General features: G+C 72.3%; 20 protein-coding genes. 13 read left to right on the plus strand and 7 right to left on the minus strand.

Going from position 1 to position 21,434, the window contains the following annotated elements; translation table 11 throughout:
• Positions 1-33 precede the first annotated feature (33 nt).
• The 3 genes from BLW86_RS17450 to BLW86_RS17460 form a co-directional block, all read right to left on the minus strand.
• Complete coding sequence (locus BLW86_RS17450) at positions 34-1,275, minus strand: hypothetical protein (RefSeq protein ID WP_093874899.1); 1,242 nt, start codon at positions 1,273-1,275, stop codon at positions 34-36.
• 11 nt (positions 1,276-1,286) lie between these two features.
• Entirely contained in the window at positions 1,287-1,541 is a 255-nt protein-coding gene (locus BLW86_RS17455) for a MoaD/ThiS family protein (RefSeq protein ID WP_093874900.1), read from the minus strand.
• A 100-nt stretch (positions 1,542-1,641) separates the two neighbouring features.
• Positions 1,642-2,460 carry an alpha/beta hydrolase gene (locus tag BLW86_RS17460; protein WP_093874901.1) on the minus strand — a complete coding sequence of 273 codons (819 nt, stop codon included), beginning with the start codon at positions 2,458-2,460 and terminating at the stop codon, positions 1,642-1,644.
• Between the two features lie 218 nt (positions 2,461-2,678).
• On the opposite strand from BLW86_RS17460, the gene BLW86_RS17465 reads away from it, so the two are divergent.
• The 5 genes from BLW86_RS17465 to BLW86_RS17485 all read left to right on the plus strand — a co-directional run bounded on the left by BLW86_RS17465 (position 2,679) and on the right by BLW86_RS17485 (position 7,992).
• Positions 2,679-3,488, plus strand: a complete 810-nt coding sequence (locus tag BLW86_RS17465; RefSeq protein ID WP_093874902.1) for a response regulator transcription factor — start codon at positions 2,679-2,681, stop codon at positions 3,486-3,488.
• A 24-nt stretch (positions 3,489-3,512) separates the two neighbouring features.
• On the plus strand, positions 3,513-4,538 hold the full coding sequence (locus BLW86_RS17470; protein WP_093874903.1) for a LacI family DNA-binding transcriptional regulator: 1,026 nt from the start codon (positions 3,513-3,515) through the stop codon (positions 4,536-4,538).
• A 123-nt stretch (positions 4,539-4,661) separates the two neighbouring features.
• Complete coding sequence (locus BLW86_RS17475) at positions 4,662-5,795, plus strand: S1C family serine protease (protein ID WP_093874904.1); 1,134 nt, start codon at positions 4,662-4,664, stop codon at positions 5,793-5,795.
• Positions 5,796-5,827: 32 nt separating this feature from the next.
• Positions 5,828-6,571, plus strand: a complete 744-nt coding sequence (locus BLW86_RS17480; protein ID WP_093874905.1) for a response regulator transcription factor — start codon at positions 5,828-5,830, stop codon at positions 6,569-6,571.
• The gene (locus BLW86_RS17485; protein ID WP_093874906.1) at positions 6,568-7,992 is read left to right on the plus strand and encodes a sensor histidine kinase; all 1,425 of its coding nucleotides are present in this window, start codon (positions 6,568-6,570) and stop codon (positions 7,990-7,992) included. The genes BLW86_RS17480 and BLW86_RS17485 overlap by 4 nt, the downstream gene beginning before the upstream one ends.
• 75 nt (positions 7,993-8,067) lie before the next feature.
• Here the strand turns inward: BLW86_RS17485 and BLW86_RS17490 are convergent, their stop codons facing one another.
• Entirely contained in the window at positions 8,068-8,922 is an 855-nt protein-coding gene (locus BLW86_RS17490) for a phosphatidylinositol-specific phospholipase C (protein WP_177181681.1), read from the minus strand.
• A 160-nt stretch (positions 8,923-9,082) separates the two neighbouring features.
• Here BLW86_RS17490 and BLW86_RS17495 point away from each other — a divergent pair, with 160 nt between their 5' ends.
• Positions 9,083-9,862, plus strand: a complete 780-nt coding sequence (locus BLW86_RS17495) for an alpha/beta fold hydrolase (RefSeq protein ID WP_093874908.1) — start codon at positions 9,083-9,085, stop codon at positions 9,860-9,862.
• Between the two features lie 112 nt (positions 9,863-9,974).
• On the opposite strand, the gene BLW86_RS17500 is transcribed toward BLW86_RS17495, so the two are convergent.
• The 3 genes from BLW86_RS17500 to BLW86_RS17510 form a co-directional block, all read right to left on the minus strand.
• Positions 9,975-10,454 (minus strand): hypothetical protein, encoded by a 480-nt coding sequence (locus tag BLW86_RS17500; protein WP_093874909.1) that lies wholly within the window; start codon positions 10,452-10,454, stop codon positions 9,975-9,977.
• Positions 10,455-10,476: 22 nt separating this feature from the next.
• Positions 10,477-12,009, minus strand: a complete 1,533-nt coding sequence (locus tag BLW86_RS17505; protein ID WP_093874910.1) for a vanadium-dependent haloperoxidase — start codon at positions 12,007-12,009, stop codon at positions 10,477-10,479.
• Between the two features lie 304 nt (positions 12,010-12,313).
• Complete coding sequence (locus tag BLW86_RS17510; protein WP_093874911.1) at positions 12,314-14,158, minus strand: bifunctional metallophosphatase/5'-nucleotidase; 1,845 nt, start codon at positions 14,156-14,158, stop codon at positions 12,314-12,316.
• 152 nt (positions 14,159-14,310) lie between these two features.
• Between BLW86_RS17510 and mshD the strand changes: the two genes are divergently transcribed.
• The 7 genes from mshD (at position 14,311) to BLW86_RS17545 (ending at position 21,404) form a co-directional block, all read left to right on the plus strand.
• The gene (mshD, locus tag BLW86_RS17515) at positions 14,311-15,237 is read left to right on the plus strand and encodes a mycothiol synthase (RefSeq protein WP_093874912.1); all 927 of its coding nucleotides are present in this window, start codon (positions 14,311-14,313) and stop codon (positions 15,235-15,237) included.
• Positions 15,238-15,378: 141 nt separating this feature from the next.
• Complete coding sequence (locus BLW86_RS17520; RefSeq protein WP_093878716.1) at positions 15,379-15,762, plus strand: GntR family transcriptional regulator; 384 nt, start codon at positions 15,379-15,381, stop codon at positions 15,760-15,762.
• On the plus strand, positions 15,759-16,598 hold the full coding sequence (locus tag BLW86_RS17525) for an ABC transporter ATP-binding protein (protein WP_093874913.1): 840 nt from the start codon (positions 15,759-15,761) through the stop codon (positions 16,596-16,598). Before BLW86_RS17520 ends, BLW86_RS17525 begins: the two co-directional genes overlap by 4 nt.
• Positions 16,595-17,548, plus strand: coding sequence for an ABC transporter permease subunit (locus tag BLW86_RS17530; RefSeq protein WP_093874914.1), 954 nt, complete (start codon positions 16,595-16,597; stop codon positions 17,546-17,548). The genes BLW86_RS17525 and BLW86_RS17530 overlap by 4 nt, the downstream gene beginning before the upstream one ends.
• Before the next feature lie 211 nt (positions 17,549-17,759).
• Positions 17,760-20,027, plus strand: a complete 2,268-nt coding sequence (locus BLW86_RS17535) for an RNA degradosome polyphosphate kinase (RefSeq protein WP_093874915.1) — start codon at positions 17,760-17,762, stop codon at positions 20,025-20,027.
• Positions 20,014-20,997, plus strand: a complete 984-nt coding sequence (locus BLW86_RS17540; RefSeq protein ID WP_093874916.1) for a CHAD domain-containing protein — start codon at positions 20,014-20,016, stop codon at positions 20,995-20,997. Before BLW86_RS17535 ends, BLW86_RS17540 begins: the two co-directional genes overlap by 14 nt.
• Positions 20,994-21,404, plus strand: a complete 411-nt coding sequence (locus BLW86_RS17545) for an NUDIX hydrolase (RefSeq protein ID WP_093874917.1) — start codon at positions 20,994-20,996, stop codon at positions 21,402-21,404. The genes BLW86_RS17540 and BLW86_RS17545 overlap by 4 nt, the downstream gene beginning before the upstream one ends.
• The last annotated feature ends 30 nt before the right edge of the window (positions 21,405-21,434 follow it).

The raw sequence follows: 21,434 nt of genomic DNA on the forward strand, positions 1-21,434 counted from the left end.
CGGTTGGTTCCCGTGCCCAGGACGGGCCGCAGGTCAGACCAGGGCGCGGCCCAGCAGGTAGACGGCGGGCGCGGCGGCGGTGAGCGGCAGCGCGACGCCCGCGGTCATGTGGACGAACCGCGACGGGTAGTCGTAGCTGGCCGCCCGCAGGCCGACCAGCGCGCAGACCCCGGCGCCGAGGCCGAGCAGCGCCCCGGAGGTGCCCAGGTCGGTGAGGCCGCCGGCCGCGATCCCGGCGCCCGCCGAGGCGAGCAGGGCGGCGACCAGGGAGACCGGTCCGGGCAGCGGCAGCGCCCGGGCGAGGACGGCGGCGGCGACGGCGGTCCCGCCGACGACCACGGCGTCCGGGGCGGCGCCGAGGTGCCCGGTGGCGACGACGGTCAGGGCGGCGGAGGCGATGGTGGCCATCAGGCCGTACATGCGCTCGTCGGGATCGGCGTGGCTGCGCAGCTGGAGGACGAGGCAGAGCAGCACCCAGACGCCGAGGGTGCCCAGGATCGCGGCGGCCGCGTGCTCCCGGCCGGTGGCGAGCAGGGCGGCGTCGGCGACGAGGCCGCCGAGGAAGGCGAGGGCGATGCCCTGCCGGGCGGGCCACATGCCGTTGAGCCGGAACCAGCCGGCGGCGGTGAGGCCCTGGAGCAGGACGAGCGGGACGAGGAGCCCGTACGAGCCGAGGGAGGCGCCGCCCGCGAGCAGCAGGCCGAGGACGGCGGTGAGGGCGGCGGGCTGCATGCCGGGCTCGATCACGGGCGAGCGGCCCTCGGCGCGGGCGCGCTGGGCGTCGGTGATGCGGGTGTTCCCGGAGGTGGTGGGCGAGGAGTAGGCGGGCCCCGCGTCGGCCACGGGGGCGGCCGGGGGTGCGGGCTCAGGCCCGGACTCGGGGTAGGCCGCGGGCGCGGGTTCGGCGAAGGCCGTCGGCGCGGGCGCGGGCTCCGCGTAGTACGCGGCGGGGTCCCCCTGCGACGGGTACTGCTCGTACGGCTGCTGCTGGTACGGCTGCTGTCCGTACGGCTCCGGCGTCCCGTGGCCCGCGGGGGCCTGGTGCTGCGGCGGCGGCGCGGCCTGCGGCTGGAGCCGGGTCTCGGCGGCCTGGGCCTGTGCCTGGCCCTGGGCCCGGGCGGCCTGGATCTGGTCGTACGAGACGGCCGGCTGGTACGTGGTGTCCCAGGTCTGGCCCTCCCACGTCTGCGTGACGTCGGCGGGGGTCTGCCCGTTCGCGTCGGCGTTCGCGTACGGGTCGTACTGCTGACCGCCGTAGTACTGGTCGTTGCTCATTGCTCTGGGGTTCACCCTCCTGCGAACGGGGGGAGCACCTCGACCGTGCCGCCCTCGGCAAGCCGTACCGTCTCATGGCTCCGGGTCCCGACGGGGTCGCCGTCGACCAGGAACGAGCACCGCTTGAGGACCTGGACGAGCTCGCCCGGGTGCTGTGCGCGGACCGCGTCGAGTGCCTCGGCCAGGGTCTCGGCGGTGTACGGCTCCTCGGCGACACCGGCGGCGGCCTTGGCCGCGGCCCAGTAGCGGATGGTTCCCGCTGCCATAGCGGCGCTCCCTTCGTTCGTGTGCGCGCCGCCCCCCATCATGAGCCATGCGCGCGCGGGCCGGTCCTCCCTGCGGCCACGCGCGTGGGCCGGCCCGTGGCTACGCGCGCGTGAGCCAGTCCCCCAGCCGGGCGAGCAGCTTTTCGTCGGCCGCGTTCTCGGCGTGGCCCATGCCCCGCTCCAGCCAGAGCTCCGCGTCGCCCGCGGCGGCCAGCATGCGCGGGTGGTCGAGCGGGAAGTACGCGTCGCGGTCGCCGTGCACGATCAGCAGCGGGGTCGGCGCGATCAGCGGGACCGCCTCCACGGGAGACAGGGGCACGGGGTCCCAGGCCCTGCTGTCGATCCGGGTGCCGAAGCCGTACCGGCCGACGAGGCGGCCCGCCGGCCGGGTGACCACCCAGTGGAGGCGGCGCATCGGGGCCGTGCCCCGGTAGTACCACCGGGCGGGCGCGGACACGGCGGCCACCGCGTCGGCGCGGGCCTCCGTCCCCCGCTCCAGGGCCGCCTGGCGCAGGACCACGGAGCCGCCCATGGAGAAGCCGAGCGTCGCCACGCGCGCGTGGCCGAGGTCACGGGCCCAGCGGACGGCGGCGGACAGGTCGAGGACCTCCCGGTCGCCGACGGTGGAGCGGCCGCCGGAGCGGCCGTGCCCGCGGAAGGAGAAGGTGACGACGGCCGCGCCGCGCTCCGCGAGGACGCCGGCGGCCCGCCGGACGGCGGGCCGGTCGGCCGCCCCGGTGAAGCCGTGGGCGAGGACCACCGCCGTATCGGTGACACTTGCCCGTGAGGGTTCGTAAACCGCCTCGATCCGGACACCGTCATCGGTACGCAGCATGGCGCGCCGGGGCAGCCGGTGATGGACGGAAGTGAGCGAGGAAACATCCACCATGTGAAATCGGCCCTCTCCCTCGGAACTCATGTCGGCTATTCTGCTGCCAGAGGATCCGGGCAACGCAGCCCCCGGGTCCTTTTGTGTTTTCCGACCGTTGTTACGGATGGATGAACAAAAGCTCTCGGGGCGCGAGAGCCGCACGTGAGCACACGTAGACGTCCTCGCAGGGACCGAGGAGGAACCGACGTCATGGACGAGCGAACGACGCACCACGGACCGAAGACGACCTGGGCAGGTGGCGCGCGATGAGTTCACTGCTGCTCCTGACCAACGCCCTCCAGCCGTCGACCGAGGTGCTCCCCGCCCTCGGCCTGCTGCTGCACAACGTCCGGGTCGCCCCGGCCGAGGGCCCCGCCCTCGTGGACACCCCCGGCGCGGACGTGATCCTCGTCGACGGCAGGCGCGACCTCCCGCAGGTGCGCTCGCTCTGCCAGCTGCTGCGCTCCACCGGGCCCGGCTGTCCGCTGATCCTGGTCGTCACGGAGGGCGGCCTCGCGGCCGTCACCGCCGACTGGGGCATCGACGACGTCCTCCTCGACACGGCGGGCCCCGCCGAGGTCGAGGCGCGGCTCCGGCTCGCGATGGGCCGCCAGCAGATCGTCTCCGACGACTCCCCGATGGAGATCCGCAACGGCGACCTGTCGGTCGACGAGGCGACGTACAGCGCGAAGCTCAAGGGCCGGGTCCTGGACCTGACCTTCAAGGAGTTCGAGCTGCTGAAGTACCTGGCCCAGCATCCGGGCCGGGTCTTCACGCGCGCCCAGCTCCTCCAGGAGGTGTGGGGGTACGACTACTTCGGCGGCACCCGTACGGTCGACGTCCACGTGCGGCGGCTGCGGGCCAAGCTCGGCCCCGAGCACGAGTCGCTCATCGGCACCGTCCGGAACGTCGGCTACCGCTTCGTCACGCCCGAGAAGGTGGAGAGGGCGGCGGAGGAGGCCCGCGCCAAGGAGGGGGCCCGCGCGGGCGGTCGCGTCAAGGACGCCACGGAGGACGTCACCCTTGCGGAGGACAGGAACGTGGCGGATGCCACAGTGCGGCCTGCCGGTAGGTAGGTCCCCCCGCGTAGACTTCCGCGCGTGGCCAAGGTGACGCGGGATGACGTAGCTCGACTGGCAGGTACTTCTACCGCGGTCGTGAGCTACGTCATCAACAACGGACCAAGGCCGGTCGCCCCGGCCACGCGCGAGCGTGTCCTCGCCGCGATCAAGGAGCTGGGCTACCGGCCCGACCGGGTGGCCCAGGCGATGGCCTCGCGCCGCACCGACCTCATAGGCATGATCGTCCCCGACGCGCGGCAGCCGTTCTTCGGCGAGATGGCGCACGCGGTCGAGCAGGCCGCCGCCGAGCGCGGGAAGATGGTCCTCGTCGGCAACTCCGACTACCGGACCGAGCGCGAGGTCCACTATCTGCGTGCTTTCCTCGGGATGCGGGTCTCCGGACTGATCCTGGTCAGCCAGGGCATGAGCGAGCAGGCCGCGAGCGAGATCGAGGCCTGGGACGCGCGCGTGGTGCTGCTGCACGAGCGGCCCGAGGCGATCGACGACGTGGCCGTCGTGACCGACGACATCGGCGGCGCCCAGCTCGCCACCCGGCACCTCCTGGAGCACGGCCACCCGTACGTGGCGTGCCTCGGCGGCGTCCCGAACACCCCGGCCGTCGGCGACCCGGTCGCCGACCACGTCGAGGGCTGGCGGCGCGCCATGCTGGAGGCGGGCCGCTCGACCGAGGGCCGGCTCTTCGAGGCCCCGTACAACCGGTACGACGCCTATCAGGTCGCCCTGAAGCTGCTCGCCGGGCCCGACAGGCCGCCGGCCATCTTCTGCTCCACCGACGACCAGGCCTTCGGCGTCCTGCGGGCCGCCCGTGAGCTGCGCATCGAGGTGCCGACGGAGCTGGCGGTCGCGGGCTTCGACGACGTGAAGGAGGCGGCGCTCACCGATCCGCCGCTGACCACGATCTCCTCGGACCGCCCGGCGATGGCCCGGGCGGCCGTGGACCTGGTCCTCGACGACTCGGTCCGCGTGTCGGGCTCGCGCCGGGAGCGCGTGAAGCTCTTCCCGTCGGCCCTGATCGTCCGCCGCTCCTGCGGCTGCCACGGGTAGAAGCCCCGCAGGGCCCCTCAGAAGACCTGCCGGGCCCGTCTTTATACGGGACATACGGGGTTCTGTCGGGCTTCTCAGCCGCTCCTCAGACGGTTCTCATGTACGGCTCCGAGAGTCATAGCCATGACGGACTTCCAGGAGCAGCAGCCGTACCACCCGCCGCAGCCGCCGAGGCCGCCGTACGAGCCGACGCGGCCGATGCAGGCGCCGTACGAGTCCTCGGGGCCGGCGCAGGGGCCGTACGAGCCGACGCGGCCGATCACCACCGAGCCGGGCACGACCATCTGGCCCTCGGGCGGTCACGTGCCGCCGCCGGTGGACCCGCCCCTCGTCGCCGCCGTCCCCGCTCCGGTCCCCTCGCCCCGCCGCCGCGCCAAGCGGGGGGTCGGGCTCATGGCGGCCGTGGCCATCGCGGCCGCGGCGGTCGGCGGCGGCACGGCGACGCTGGTGCAGCAGCTCACCTCCGACACCTCGGTGAGCGCGTCGGCCCCCGTCGTGAGCGGCACCAACGTCTCCACCGGCACCAAGGGCACGGTCGCCGGGGTCGCCGAGGCCGTCTCCCCCTCCATCGTGGAGATCTCCGCGACCTCCGACTCCGGCAAGTCCACCGGCTCGGGCGTGATCATCACCTCCGACGGCGAGATCGTCACCAACAACCACGTGGTCTCCGGCGCCTCCTCGGTCACCGTGCAGCTCAGCGACGGCAAGACCTACGCGGCCGAGGTCGTCGGCACGGACCCCGACAAGGACCTCGCCCTGATCAAGCTCAAGGGCGCCTCGGGGCTCAAGGCCGCCACGCTCGGCGACTCCTCGAAGATCAGGGTCGGCGACGAGGTCGTCGCGATCGGCTCCCCCGAGGGCCTGACCGGCACCGTCACCAGCGGCATCGTCTCCGCGCTCGACCGGGACGTGACCGTCGCCAAGGACGACGGCGGCCAGGACCAGCAGCAGGGGCAGCAGCAGTGGGACCCGCGGCAGGGCTGGCCGTTCGAGTTCGGCGGGCAGCAGTTCAACGGCGACACCGGCTCGTCGAAGACCACGTACAAGGCGATCCAGACCGACGCCTCGCTCAATCCGGGGAATTCCGGCGGCGCGTTGATCAATATGAACGGCGAGATCGTCGGGATCAATTCGGCCATGTATTCGCCCAGTTCTTCGAGCGGCTCCACCGCCGGAAGCGTCGGCCTCGGATTCGCGATCCCGATCGACACGGTGAAGGCCGACCTGGACGGCCTCCGCTCGGGCAGCGACAACTGAGCGGCATACGGACGGCATGCGACGCTGACCCCATGACGGGACACCCCTTGCCGGGACAGCAGAACGAAGCCGAGCGCATCCTCATCGTCGACGACGAGCCCGCCGTGCGGGAGGCCCTGCGCCGCAGCCTCGCCTTCGAGGGGTACGCGACGCGGGACGCCGTCGACGGACTCGACGCGCTCGCCGCGATGGAGTCGTACGCCCCCGATCTCGTCGTCCTCGACGTCCAGATGCCCCGCATGGACGGGCTGACGGCGGCCCGCCGGATCCGGGCCGCCGGCTCGACCGTGCCGATCCTGATGCTCACCGCCCGCGACACGGTCGGCGACCGGGTCACCGGCCTCGACGCCGGAGCCGACGACTACCTGGTGAAGCCCTTCGAGCTGGACGAGCTGTTCGCCCGCATCCGGGCCCTGCTCCGCCGCAGCTCCTACGCCTCGGCGTCCGCCGCCGCCCCCGCCGAGGACGACGTCCTGGCCTTCGAGGACCTGCGGATGAACCTGGCCACGCGCGAGGTGACCCGGGGCGGCCGGACCGTGGAGCTGACGCGGACCGAGTTCACGCTCCTGGAGATGTTCCTCGCGCACCCGCGCCAGGTCCTGACCCGGGAGCAGATCCTGAAGACCGTGTGGGGCTTCGACTTCGAGCCCAGTTCCAACTCGCTGGACGTGTACGTGATGTATCTGCGGCGCAAGACCGAGGCCGGCGGCGAGCCGCGCCTCGTCCACACCGTACGGGGCGTGGGCTACGCGCTGCGCGGAGGAGGCGGGGAGTGACGGGCCCCCTGAGGACGACCGGTCCCCGTGGAATCCCGCTGAGGAACTGGTTCCGCTCGCGGCCGCTGCGCTCGCGCCTCGCGCTGCTCACCGCGGCCGCCGTGGCGTTCGCGGTGGCGGCCGTCTCGCTGGCCTGCTGGTTCGTGACGCGGGCGCAGCTGGAGAACGAGCTGGACTCCTCGCTGCGCAGCACCCGCCTGGACGCGAACGGCGTGCAGAGCCTGCTGGCGATGTGCCGCCAGGGCACGACGCCGCCGCCGGTGGCGGGCTCGTACACGGTGCAGGTCATCCTCGCCGACGGCGGCGTGTGCACCTCCGGCGAGGCCGCGATCCCCGCCGGGGCCGGCGACCTCGCGGTGGCGCGCGGGCAGCTGGACGACGTCCTGCACACGGTGAAGGACGACGCCGGCCGGGAGATGCGGGTCTACACCTACCCGCAGGACGGCCCCGTCGGCCTCGCGGTCTCCGTCGCCCGGCCGCTCTCCGAGATCGACAACTCGATGTCCACGCTCCGCTGGGTGCTGCTCCTGGTCTCCGGGATCGGCGTCGTCGGCGCGGGCGCGGCCGGCCTGTGGGTCGCGCGGACCGGCCTCGAACCGGTGAACCGGCTGACCGACGCGGTCGAGCACGTCGCCGCGACCGAGGACCTGACCGTCCGCATCCCGGTGGAGGGCGAGGACGAGATCGCCCGTCTGTCGCGGTCCTTCAACGCGATGACGGCGGCGCTCGCGAGCTCCCGGGACCGGCAGGCGCAGCTCATCGCGGACGCGGGCCACGAACTGCGGACGCCCCTGACCTCCCTCCGCACGAACGTCGAGCTCCTCGCGCGCAGCGAGGAGACCGGCCGGGCGATCCCGCCGGACGACCGGCGGGCCCTGATGGCCTCGGTGAAGGCGCAGATGACGGAGCTGGCCGCGCTGATCGGCGACCTCCAGGAGCTGGCCCGCCCGGACGCGGTACAGCCGGGGCCCCTCGAGGTGGTGCCGCTCCACACGATCCTGCGGACGGCCCTGGACCGGGCTCGGCTGCGCGGCCCGGAGCTGACCTTCGTCACGGACCTCGCGCCCTGGTACGTACGGGCCGAGGCGCCGGCCCTCGAACGGGCCCTCGTGAACGTCCTGGACAACGCGGTGAAGTTCTCGCCGCCCCGGGGCACGGTCGAGGTGAGCCTGATGCGGGGCGAGCTGACCGTCCGCGACCACGGGCCCGGCATCGCCCCGGACGAGCTCCCGCACGTCTTCGACCGCTTCTGGCGCTCCCCGTCGGCCCGCAGTCTGCCGGGCTCGGGCCTGGGCCTGTCGATCGTGGCGCGTACGGTCCGCCAGGCGGGCGGCGCGGTGTCGCTGGAGCCGGCGGAGGGCGGCGGCACGGTGGCGAGGCTGCGGCTGCCGGGGGCGCCGACGCCACCGCCGGCGCTCTGAGAACCGGCCCTACGGAGACTCGTGGACGGCCACGGCCTGAACCCCGACGGAACGATCGCGCGCGGGGGCGCCGCGCTAGTTGTGCCGGAGCAGCGCCTCCACCAGCCCCGTCCGGGTGTTGGGGAAGTCCAGGGGCACGATCCCGAGGCCGACGCGGCCGGCCAGTTCGGAGCCGTCCAGGAAGCCGTGGACCCACGGGTTGAGCCGGTCGGAGTTCCAGCGGGGCGGCAGGTAGGCGGAGGTGCTGACGAAGTTCACGTAGAGCCGGCCTGGCTGGGCGACGGCGGCGCGGAACTGGGCCTGGATCTTGGGGTACTTGGCGTCGGGCAGGGCGTTCCAGTCGTCCTGGACGGCGAAGACGGCCGGGTCGGCCCATCTCAGGCCGGGGAGCCCGCCGTTGTCGGCGAGGAGCACCACCCGGCCGCGCGCCTCGCCGAGGAGGGGCAGGGTGTCCCCGATCCGGAAGAGGGAGCGCCATCCGCGTCGGTCGAGGTAGTCGTCGAAGACGGCGCGGAAGGTGGCGTCGGACTCCTCGGAGTACTCCTGCTTGACCCGCATGAGGACGGTCTCGGAGGGGTGCGCGGCGAGGAAGTCCCGGCAGGCGACGAGGACGTCGCCGAACATCATGTTCTGGTAGGAGGCGCCGTGGTGGATGGCGAAGGACCCTCCGGTCACCCGGCACCGCACGTCCAGGAACCGGACGCCGCTGTCCAGCTGCTGGGCGATGGTGGTGTTCTGGCACTCGCTCCAGGGGCCGCCGTACCGGGCTCCGGAGTCGTGCGTGCCGGGGATGGTGAGCCGTCGCAGATCGGCGCCGTCCCCGTGCGCCCCCATCCACGCGCGCGTGTCCACGGCGAAGGCGCTGGGCGCCCCGACGAACAGTGCGGCTCCGGCCCCCAGGGCCCCCATGAGTAAGCGTCGTCGCTCCATGGCCCGCACTATGCCAGCGCTTGACGTGCCCCTGCCATACCACTGCACGGGCCTTTCGGACGGCCGCCCTATACAAACGTATTGCACATCCGTATTAAACGATCGTATAGTCAATGTATCGAAGCCGACACGGCATCAGACACCCACGGGGGAAACCGACATGCGCAAGGAACTCACCACCGTCGACGGCCGTACCCTCTCCTACCTGGACTTCACTCCCGACAGCACCGGCCGCCCGCTGCTCGCCCTGCACGGCCACCTCTCCGAAGGTGCCTCCTTCGCCCACCTCGCCGAGGCCCTCGGTCCCGAGTGGCGAGTCATCGCCCTCGACCAGCGCGGCCACGGGGACTCCGACCGCGCTCCCGACTACCGCCGCGAGGGCTATGTCGCCGACGCCCTGGCCCTCCTCGACCACCTCGGCCTGGACCGCGTGGTCCTCGCCGGACACTCGCTCGGCGCGGTCAACGCGTACCACCTGGCCGCCACCCGGCCCGACCGCTTCACCGGTCTGATCTCGATCGACACCGCGGCCGAACTCCCCGAGACCGGCACCAGCCCGCTCGCCTTCGTGCTCGGCCTCCCCTACACCGCCCCCACCCGCGAGGAACTCGTCGCCGCCTGCGGCCCCCTCGGCCCGATGATCGCCCCCGCACTGCGCCCGCACGCCGACGGCTGGAGACTGCCCTTCCACCCCCAGGACACCGTGGACTCCGAGACCCTGGTCCACGGCGACCACTGGGCCGCCTGGCTCGCGTCCGAGTGCCCGGCCCTGCTGGTGCACGGCACCGACAGCCAGGTGCTCACCTCCGAGCACGCCGCCGACATGACCGCCCGTCGCCCGCGCACCACCCTGGTCGAACTCGCCACCGACCACTTCGTCCAGCTGAAGGACCCGGCCGGACTGGAGAAGGCGGTGCGGGAGTTTCTGGCCGGCCTGTGAGCTGAACGAGAGCCGCCCGGCGAGCGGACCGAGAAAGGGGTGGCGCCCGCCGAAGCGGACACCACCCCTCACGCCGAGCGTTCGGGCGAAATTCACACGCACATGACGCAGGTCACCGCGTGACGGTGAACCCGCACCAGGGCGTCCAGTCCGAGGCCCGGTCGCCGCCGATCGTGCGCAGCCGGAACTGGTACGCACCCGGCTTCAGTTCACCCGCGCCGAGCGCGAGGTTGAAGACCATGCCGTTCGGCCAGATCTTCTCGGTCTTGGTGATGAGCGCGGCCTCGCCGGGCCTGCCGACCTCGAACGTGGCCTTCAGGGAGTGGTAGCTCCTGTTCTTGCCCGCGTCCTTGCCGAACTTCACGGGCGAGGCGGCGAGCGCCCCGCCGTTCGCGCCCGAGATCACCGGGGCCGGGCCGTTCTCGCAGAACTGCGCCTGCTCGTAGGGTCCGGCGAAGACCCGGAGCGTTCCCGGCACGGTGGGCTCGACCTGCGATCCCGTCGCGTTCGTCGCGCTGACGACCGCGACGGAGACGAGCGCGGCGACCGCACCGGCGGCCGCGCCGATGCGTCGGATGTGCTTTCTGTTCACGGGAGGACCATCCTTTCCGGGACTAGCGCGGGGTGTAGTAGAGGTGCGTGGAGCCGTCGTAGCCGTTCGCGCATCCGTAGGAGTTCCAGATGAGCTGGTTGTAGACGTTCTCCGCCCCGTAGTCGTCGCAGTAGTACCAGGAGGCGTGGGCTCCGTCGTAGAAGTTCCCGACGGACGTGGCACCCATGGGCTTGATCAGCCACTGCTTGCCCACCGTGGCGACGCTGGCGCCGCCGTACACGGGCGTCTTGTCGCTGGGGCTCGTCGGGCCGTACGAGTTGTTGAGGATCTGCCCGGCGGCCTTCCGGCCCGTGGCGACGCCGAGGTCGCCGTCCCACTGGTAGTGCACCCCGAGGTAGACCCGGCTCCGGGCGTTCTCGGTGGCCGCCGCACTGAAGTTGGCGAAGGTGCGGGTGACCCCGACCGCGTGCGGGTCCTCGGTGGTGCCGGTGAAGGAGATGTTGTCCGTACCGAAGAACTGCTTCATCGACTCGGCCCACGCCCCGGCGAAGGTCGCGTGCCCGGAGACGTACGCGGGGAACGGAGGGCTGAAGTGGTTCCCGGCCGCGTCGGCCGAGAGCGGCTGCCAGGAGCTGTTCTGCACGGTGTCCGGGTTGCCGTCCGAATCGGCCAGCTTGACGGCGCTCTCGGGCCGCCACAGGTCGATGGCGGTCTGGTACTTCTGGTCCCAGGCGGAGATCCCCGCGTCCGCCATCGCGCCCGCGATCAGCGCGAAGAGCTGGACGTTGGCGATCTGGTCGAGTCCGCGCTGCGTGGAGACGATCCGGGTGTGGGTGAAGAGCTGACCCGGCGGCTTGTAGGTGCCGTTCAGGTCGTTGGCCCAGAACCAGGCGATCTGCGTCTGCTCCGGGGTCCGCGTCGTGCTGTTGGCCGCGCCGAGCTCGGCGACCTCCTTGAACTGGGCCGTGTAGGCCGGGCTCTTCAGCAGCTCGGGCATCGTCGCGATCCCGGCGGGCGGCTGCGGACGCAGGTCGGCCGCCGTGGTCTTGGTGTGCGTCCACGGGTAGTCGCCGTAGTCGACGAACTTCTTGACCTTGCCCCAGTTCGGATCCGCCGCAGGACCGGAGCCCGTCGGCCGCCACTGGCCGGGGGCGGTGCTCGGGGTGTACGGCGTGGTGTCCTGCGATCCGTCGCCGGTACGGCGGGCGATCATCGCCGCGGCGGCCTTCTCGCCGACGCTCTTGCCCTCGGTGGTGGTGGCGTCGACCGGCTCGCCCGTACGGGCCGCCGTGAGGTACGGGGTGAAGTCCAGCGCGGGGAAGGTGGACTTGAGGACGTTGTAGGCGGCGTGGTCCAGGGCCGCGTCGACGTTGGGGGCGACGCCGGCCTTCACGCTGATGCCGGGGGTGTAGAGCGCCCCGATGCAGTTCTCCGGCTTGAAGCCGCCGCTGCTGTGACAGCGGCTGGCGTTCGCGGCGTCGTACATGGCCAGGTGCATCATGGCCCCGGACCGTGCCAGGGGTCCGGGGGAGCCACCCGTGGCGACGTAGGCGTCGAGCAGCGCGTCGTTCCAGTAGAGGACCCGGTCGCCCACGGTCGAACTGGCGTGTGCGGGCGCCGATGTGCCCGCGCCTGCCAGTAACAGCGCCAGTACGACGGTGATGGAGCGTCTGACGGGATGTTTCACGGTCTTGCCCCTCCAGAGATCACAGAAGTTGATCGTGCACCGACAAGATCACGAGCAGCATATGGCCGTCGTCCGTCCGAGTCCCGGGTTCGGGATGAATGCCCGTGCACCATGCGGCCAGTGCCGGGAGCCGACTTTCGGACAGGACGCACGGGACCCCGCCGGGCCATGACGGCCCGACGGGGTCCCGGTCCTACGCCCCGGAGGCCGGTTACGGCTTCGGGGGGTACACCACGGTGATGCGGTCCGCCGCAGGCACCTGCAGCGGGCTGGCCGCCGAGGAGCGGGCCGCCAGGTAGGCGTTGAAGACGTCCAGGTCCGAGGCGCCGACCAGCTTGTTCCTGCCGGTGGCCAGGGCCGCGAAGCCGTCGCCGCCGCCCGCGAGGAACTCGTTCATCGCGACGCGGTAGGTCTTCGCCGGGTCGATCGCCTCACCGTTCAGCTTGATCGTGCCGTCGACGACGCGGTCCGCGCCCGTCTTCGTCAGGTCGAGCGTGTACGTCAGACCCTTCGACACCTGAAGGATCTTGATCGAGTTCAGGTTCGATCCGCTGACCTGCTGCTTCAGTGCGGTGATCAGGTTCGCGCCGGTCAGGTCGACCACGTTCATCATGTTGGTAAAGGGCTGCACGTTGAAGGCCTCGCCGTACGTCACCACACCGTCGCCCTCGGCGCCGGACGCCTTGTAGACGAGGTCGGAGCGGATGCCACCCGGGTTCATCAGGGCCAGCTGCGCGCCGCCCTTGTCCGCCGGGGCCAGGCCCTCCAGCTGCGCGTCGGCGATCACGTCGCCGAGCGGCTTCTCGTACGCCGTGGAACCGCGGCCGTCGATGTTGGCGGCGATGAAGCCCTGCGGCCGGTTGGAGACCGGGGCGGCGAGCGGGCGCCAGTCCTCGATCAGCTTCGTCATGTCCGCGGCCTTCGGCACGTCACGGGTGACGACGTGGTTGGCGGAGGCGACGGCCGTGCGCACGATGTCCTTGGTGGCGCGGTCGTACGTCAGCGTCGTGTCCGTGTACAGCTTGCCGAACGAGGACGCCGAGGTGACCAGGCGCGGCTTGCCCGTCGGGTCCGGGATGGAGCACACGTACGCCTGGTGCGTGTGGCCGGTGACCAGCGCGTCGACCTGCGGCGAGACGTTCTTGGCGATGTCGACGATCGCGCCGGAGACGCCCTCGCCCTCGCCGTCACCGTCGCCGTCGCAGTTGTAGTCGACCGACGACGAGGCCGGCATGCCGCCCTCGTGGACCAGGGCGACGATGGACTTGACGCCCTTGCGCTCCAGGATCTTCGTGTACTTGTTGATCGTCTCGACCTCGTCGCCGAACTTCAGGCCCTTGACGCCCTCGGCGGTGACCACGTTCGGGGTGCCCTCCAGGGTCACGCCGATGAAGCCGATCTTGACGCCGTCCTTCTCCCAGACGAAGTACGGGTCGAGCAGCGGCTTGCCGGTCTTCTCGTCCGTCACGTTCGCCGCGAGGTACGGGAAGTCGGCGCCCTCGAAGTTCTTGCCCTCGACGAAACAGCCGGCGGTCGGGTGACAGCCGCCGTTCTGCATCCGGGCCAGCTCGCGCGCGCCCTCGTCGAACTCGTGGTTGCCGACCGAGGTGACGTCCAGGTCCAGCTGGTTCATCGCCTCGATGGTCGGCTCGTCGTGGAAGAGCGCGGACAGCAGCGGCGAGGCGCCGATCAGGTCACCGGCCGCGGCCGTGATGGAGTAACGGTTCCCCTCACGCGCCTGGCGCAGGTGCGTGGCCAGGTACTCGACACCACCGGCGTCGATCTTCTCCGTCGTGCCGTCCGGCTTGGTCCGGATGACCTGCCCGGACGTACCGGCCGGCGGCTCCAGGTTGCCGTGCAGGTCGTTGAAGGAGAGCAGCTGGACGTCGACCATCCGGCCCCATCCCTTGCCGTTCGTCCCCTGCCCGGCGGCGAACTCATCCCCGGCCGCCCCTGCCGACGGCATCGTGGCGACGAGCGCCCCGACGGTCGCGATCCCCGCGCCGACGGCGAGAATTCGCCGTGCCGTCTTGTTCTTCCTCGGTGTCGCTGCCATCTCTCCCCTAGTCCCCTTGCCCCGTTTGGTGGGCCTTGATCTGCTCCCCGTTGCGCGTGCAGCCTAGAGTCAACGCGCGTAGCGCAACAGGGGGGAGCTGGTTACAAGACAGTTGCCTCTTGCTGACGAGCTGTCGCCGTAGGCTCATAGCCATGACTTCCGACACGGTGCCGGCCCTCGAACCGGGACGGCAGATCCACACGTATGACGAGCTCACCCCCGAGCAGGTCCAGGACGTACTGGAGCTGCTCGCGGCCGCCGACCAGGCAGACGGCATGCACGCCGTGTCCGAGCAGGGGCGGCTCTACCTGCGCCACGGCAGGCGCGAGGGCGTGCGGCACTTCCTCCTCACCGTCGGCCCCCGCCTGTACGGCTACGCCCAGCTGGAGGACACCGACCCGATCGAGGCCCCGGCCGCGGAACTGGTCGTCCACCCCTCCCACCGGGGCCGCGGCCACGGCCGGGCGCTCGGCACCGCCCTGCTCAACGCCTCCGGCAAGCGGCTGCGCGTCTGGGCGCACGGCGGCAAGTCGGCGGCCCGGCACCTCGCCCAGGTCCTGGGCCTGACGCTCTTCCGCGAGCTGCGCCAGCTGCGCCGCCCCCTGGTGCCGCTCGACCTCCCGGAGCCGGTGCTGCCCGAGGGCGTCACCGTCCGCACCTTCGTCCCCGGCCAGGACGACACGGCCTGGCTCGCCGTCAACGCCGCCGCCTTCGCGCACCACCCGGAGCAGGGCTCGCTCACGCAGCGGGACCTGGACGACCGGATGGCCGAGCCGTGGTTCGACCCGAAGGGCTTCTTCCTCGCGGAGAAGGACGGCCGGCTGATCGGCTTCCACTGGACGAAGACGCACGCCGAGGAGCAGCTCGGCGAGGTGTACGTGGTGGGCATCCTGCCGGACGCCCAGGGCGGCGGCCTCGGCAAGGCGCTGACCGCGATCGGCCTGCGGCACCTGGCGGCGCAGGGGCTGCCGACGGCGATGCTGTACGTGGACGCGGACAACAAGGCGGCGGTGCGGGTCTACGAGGGGATCGGGTTCACGACGCACGAGGTGGACCTGATGTACCGCACGGAGTCGTGACCCGCCCGTACCGGACGGAGCCGTGACCGGCCCGTACCGCACGGAGTCGTAACGCCTGGTGCACAGGGGGCGGTTGACACCGCCCCCTCCTTTCCACCACCCTTTCACTACTTGATTAGTGAAAGGGTGGTGGAAGGGATCGTGGTCGAGTACCGCATCGACCGGCGCAGCGGCGTCGCCACCTACCTCCAGATCGTCCAGCAGACGAAGCAGGCCCTCCGGATGGGCCTCCTGGAGCCCGGCGACCGACTGCCCACCGCACGCGAGGTCGTCGAAGCGACGGCCATCAACCCCAACACGGTCCTCAAGGCCTACCGCGAGCTCGAACGCGAAGGCCTCGTCGAGGCCCGCCGCGGCCTCGGCACCTTCGTCCGCGCCACCCTCGGCACCGGCCCCGCCGACTCGCCCCTCCGCGGCGAACTCACCGACTGGGCCCGCCGGGCACGCGCCGCCGGACTGGAGCGGGAGGACGTGGCCGCGCTCTTCGCATCCGTACTGAAGGAACACTTCGAGGGGGACGAATGACCGGTCCGGTCATCGAGGCCGACGGCCTCGGCATGCACTACCGACGGCGTGGCGGAGCCTGGGCCCTGAAGGACTGCACGTTCGCCCTGCCCGCCGGCCGGGTCGCCGCCGTCGTCGGACCCAACGGGGCGGGGAAGTCGACCCTTCTCGGCCTGGCCGCGGGCCTGCTGCGCCCCACGGAGGGCCGGATCACGGCCCCCGCGAGGGACCGCCTCGCGTACGTCGCCCAGGACAAACCCCTGTACGGGCAGCTCACCGTCGCCGAGACGCTGCGCCTGGGCCGCGAACTCAACCCGGACCGCTGGGACCCGGCCGTCGCCGAGAGCATCGTCGCGGCCGGCCCCCTGCCCGCGAACGCCCGGGTCCGCTCCCTCTCCGGCGGGCAGCGCACCCGGCTCGCGCTCGCCCTTGCCCTCGGCAAGCGGCCCGAACTGCTGCTCCTGGACGAGCCGATGGCGGACCTCGACCCCCTCGCCCGGCGCGAACTCATGGGTGCCCTCCTGGCCGACGCCGCAGAACGCGGCACGACCGTCGTCATGTCCTCGCACATCCTTACCGAGCTGGAAGGCGCCTGCGACCACCTGCTCCTCGTGCAGGACGGCCGCATCCGCCTCGACGGCGCGATCGACGACCTGCTCGCCGCGCACACCCTGGTGACCGGCCCGGTCGCCGACCTCTCCCCGCACACGGTCGTCGAGTCCCGGACGACGGGCCGTCAGCTCACGGCCCTCGTCCGCCGCGAGGGCCCTGTCGAAGGCCCGTGGGTGGCCACCGAACCCTCTCTGGAGGAACTCCTCCTCGCCCACCTCCGCACCACCGAAGGAGCCTCCGCATGAGCGCCCTCGCCCTCAGGGGCCCGCACTGGGTGACGGCCCGCCAGCACCGGCGGGCGCTGTGGCTGACGGTCGCGGCGGTGGCCGTGTCCCTGGCGGTGATCGGGGGGCTGCGGGTCTGGGACATGAGCAAGGACGCCGAGCTCCCGGACAGGTGGGGCCGGGGCTACGATCTGCTGCGCGCCGCCATGGCGCAGTTCTCCCAGGGGATGCTCGCGCTGCCCCTGCTCGTCGGGGCTTTCGTCGCGGGCCCCCTGATCGCCCGCGAATTCGAGTCGGGGACGTACAAGCTGTCGCTCACCCAGTCGATCACCCCGGTCACCTGGCTCCGGACCAAGCTCCTCACCGCGACCGCCGCCTCCCTCGCGACCACTCTCGCCCTCACGGCGGTCTATCTGATCGGCTGGCAGCGGGTCTCGGGCACCTACGGCCTCCACTGGGCCGAGCGCGGCCCGTACGAGGCCACCGGCACGGTCCTCGCCTCGTACGTCCTGCTCGCCATCGCCGTCGGCGCCCTCGTCGGCCAGCTGGTCCGCCGCACTCTGGTGGCCATGGCCGCCACCGGCGGGGTGGTGGGCCTGGTCATGCTCGCCCTCGGCGCCGTCCGCTGGGACTTCCTTCCGGTACGGACGATCACCGGCCGGGCCCACGAGGGCGTCTACGCCCTCCAGGCGCCCGGGAGCGGCCTGCTCGTGGAACAGGGGCTGATCAGCACCGACGGACAGCGGCTCCCTGGGTACTTCTGCTACGACACGGATGTCCCCGACGGCAGCTGCCGTCCCGACGAGGCCATCGGCGTCCAGTACCTCGACTACCACCCCTTCGCCCATTTCTGGCCCACCCAGCTCATCGAGTCCGGCATCCTCCTCGCCCTCGCCGCCCTCGCGACCTACGCCGCCTTCCGCGTGCTGCGCGCCCGCCTCCCCCAGCGCCGCCCCGGAAGACGCGCGTAGAGGACACGCGTAGACATACCGGGGGCGGGGCCCCGACAAGGGCCCCGCCCCCGATTCCCGTACGACATGTCGTCGTTACCGGCCATTCAGACGCGCTTGCGACGCTCACGCAATGAAGCGCTCCGTGTCCGCTCTCCCCAAGGGGAGACTTCCCTCCCCCACGGCCCGCTCCGACGCGCCCGACCACCCCTTCGCGCGGAAGAATGGGGCCATGAGCCAGCAGCCCGCCGAGGTCCCGGTCCAGCCCTCCGCCACACCGTCCGTCCTGTCGTCCGAAGCGTCGGCCACCGCGCCGTCCCTCGGTTCCCTGACCGCGCACCGCGCGCACGTGGTGAACGGGACCGTCGTGACCGACATCGACCCCGACCTGGACTCCGATCCCGACACCTACGAGGACGACGGCGCGCTCGGCGACGAGCTGCCGCAGGGTCGTTTCCTCGACCGGGAGCGCAGCTGGCTCGCGTTCAACGAGCGCGTCCTCGAACTCGCCGAGGACCCGACGACCCCCCTCCTCGAACGGGCGAACTTCCTCGCGATCTTCGCCTCGAACCTCGACGAGTTCTTCATGGTCCGCGTCGCGGGACTGAAGCGCCGCATCGCCACCGGCGTCGCCACCCGCTCCGCCTCCGGCCTCCAGCCCCGCGAGGTCCTCGACCTGATCTGGACCCGCTCGCGCGAGCTCATGGCCCGGCACGCCGCCTGCTACCAGCAGGACGTCGCCCCGGCCCTCGCCGACGAGGGCATCCACCTGATCCGCTGGCCCGAGCTCACGGAGAAGGAGCAGGCGCGGCTCTTCACCCTCTTCCGGCAGCAGATCTTCCCGGTCCTCACCCCGCTGGCCGTGGACCCGGCCCACCCCTTCCCGTACATCTCCGGCCTCAGCCTCAACCTCGCCGTGGTCGTACGCAATCCGGTCAGCGGCCACCGCCACTTCGCGCGCGTGAAGGTGCCGCCGCTGCTCTCCCGCTTCCTGGAGGCCTCCCCGCAGCGGTACGTGCCCCTGGAGGACGTCATCGCCGCGCACCTGGAGGAGCTGTTCCCCGGCATGGAGGTGCTGGCGCACCACATGTTCCGGGTCACCAGGAACGAGGACCTGGAGGTCGAGGAGGACGACACGGAGAACCTGCTCCAGGCCCTGGAGAAGGAGCTCATGCGGCGCCGCTTCGGGCCCCCGGTGCGCCTGGAGGTCGAGGAGTCCATCGACCCGTACGTCCTCGACCTGCTGGTGCGCGAGCTGAAGGTCTCCGACGCCGAGGTCTATCCGCTGCCCGGCCCGCTCGACCTCACCGGCCTCTTCGGGATCGCCGGGCAGGACCGGCCCGAGCTGAAGTACCCGAAGTTCGTCGCCGGCACCCACCGGGACCTCTCCGAGGTCGAGTCGGCGTCCGCGCCCGACATATTCGCCGCGCTGCGCGAGCGGGACGTGCTCCTGCACCACCCGTACGACTCCTTCTCGACGTCCGTGCAGGCCTTCCTGGAGCAGGCCGCCGCCGACCCGGACGTCCTCGCGATCAAGCAGACGCTGTACCGGACCTCCGGCGACTCCCCGATAGTGGACGCCCTCATCGACGCCGCCGAGTCCGGCAAGCAGGTCCTCGTCCTCGTCGAGATCAAGGCCCGCTTCGACGAGCAGGCCAACATCAAGTGGGCGCGCAAGCTGGAGGAGGCCGGCTGCCACGTCGTCTACGGCCTCGTCGGCCTGAAGACCCACTGCAAGCTGTCGCTGGTCGTACGGCAGGAGGGCGAGCTCCTGCGCCGCTACTCGCACGTCGGCACCGGCAACTACCACCCGAAGACGGCCCGGCTCTACGAGGACCTGGGCCTGCTCACCGCCGACCCGCAGGTCGGCGCCGACCTCTCCGACCTGTTCAACCGGCTCTCCGGCTACTCCCGCCGCGAGACGTACCGCCGCCTGCTCACCGCCCCCAAGTCGCTGCGGGACGGGCTGGTCTCCCGGATCACCAAGGAGATCGCGCACCACCGCGCCGGGCGGCCCGCGTACGTACGGATCAAGGTCAACTCGATGGTCGACGAGGCCGTCATCGACGCCTGCTACCAGGCCTCCCGGGCCGGCGTCCCCGTCGACATCTGGGTCCGCGGCATCTGCGCCGTCCGCCCCGGCGTCACCGGCCTCTCGGAGAACATCCGGGTCCGCTCGATCCTCGGCCGCTTCCTGGAGCACTCCCGGGTCTTCGCCTTCGGCAACGGCGGCGAACCCGAGGTCTGGCTCGGCAGCGCCGACATGATGCACCGCAACCTGGACCGCCGGATCGAGGCCCTCGTACGGGTCTCCGACCCGGCGCACCGGGCAGCGCTCACCCGGCTCCTGGAGACCGGGATGTCCGACACCACCTCCTCCTGGCACCTCGGCCCCGACGGGAACTGGACGCGCCACGCGACCGACCCCGAGGGCAGGCCCCTGAGGCACGTCCAGGAGATGCTCATCGACGCGCGGAGGCGCCGGCGTGCACAACCCTGACCACTCGCAGGACGTCACGGCGGGCGAGGTCCTGGCCCCCTACCTGCACGCGCGGGCCGCGGACTTCCTCCGCGGCCTGCGCCTGCACACCGAGAGCGGCTCCGACACGGCCGGAGCGGAGGAGGCCTCCCGTACGCTGCGGGGCGCGGCCCGCCGGATCGGCGGCACCCTCCACACCTTCCGGCCGCTGCTCGACACGGCCTGGGCCGACCAGCTGCGCACCGAGCTCGCCTGGCTCTCCGGCACGCTGGCCCTGGAGCAGGCCTGCACCTCCCGGCTGGTCCGGCTGGTGGACGCGCTGTCCCGCCTGTCGAGCGGCGGGGGTCCGGTGCCGGCGGCCCGGGGTTCGGAGAGCACGGGGCTCACGGTCGGCGCGGCCCGGGCCGGCGCCCTCCTCGAACGCCAGCTGACCCTGGCCCGCACGCGCGCCCACTCCGCCTCCCTCCAGGCGCTCGGCTCCGCCCGCTTCCACGCGATCGCCGACGCCGTCGCGCTCCTCGCCTCCGAGGTGCCGCTCGGGCCGGCGGGCGCGGCCCCGGCCATCGAGGTCATCGACGCCCCCGCCGAGCTCGCGGAGCGGCGCCTCCTCGACGCGGTGGCGGCGCTCCCCCTCGCCCGGGCGGCGCACCCGTACAACGCGGACGCCCTCGCCCTGGCCGCCGGCGAGAGCCAGGACGCGCCCTGGCACCAGACCCGGCTCCTGCTGCGCCTGCACCGGTACGCCACCGAGGCCCTGCACACCGGCGGCGAACCCGACTCCGTCCTGTACGAGGCCGCCCGGGCCCTCGACCGGCACCGCGACGCCGCCGAGGCCGCGACGGCCGCCGCCACCGCCGCCCGCACCCCGCGCATCGCCCCCGCCACCGCCTACGCCCTGGGTGTCCTCCACGCCGACCAGCGCCACGAGGTCGAGGCCGCGCGCTTCGCCTTCCAGCGCGCCTGGCACAGAACGACGGCCCCGGTCCCATGAGCGGCACCCCCATCCTGGCGGCGGGCTGCGTCCTGTGGCGCCCGGCGGTTTCCGGCCACGGCATCGAGATCGCCCTGGTCCACCGGCCCAAGTGGGACGACTGGTCGCACCCGAAGGGCAAGCGGAAACGCGGCGAGACGGCGGAGGCGTGCGCGATGCGCGAGGTACTGGAGGAGACGGGCAGGCGCTGCGAGCTCGGCACGCGCCTGCCGACGGCCCACTACACGGTGGACGGCCGGCCCAAGGAGGTCGCGTACTGGTCGGCCCGGGCGCTGGACGGCGGCTTCGTCCCGACGAGGGAGATCGACGCCCTCGTCTGGCTTCCCCCGTCGGCGGCCCGCCACCGCCTCACCCAACCCAGAGACCGAGAACTCCTGGACACAGCCCTGTCCACCACCCACCCCTGACGCCCCGGCGCCTCCCGTGTGGGCCCTCGT

The sequence above is a fragment of the Streptomyces sp. TLI_105 genome, assembly GCF_900105415.1.
Lineage (GTDB): Bacteria > Actinomycetota > Actinomycetes > Streptomycetales > Streptomycetaceae > Streptomyces.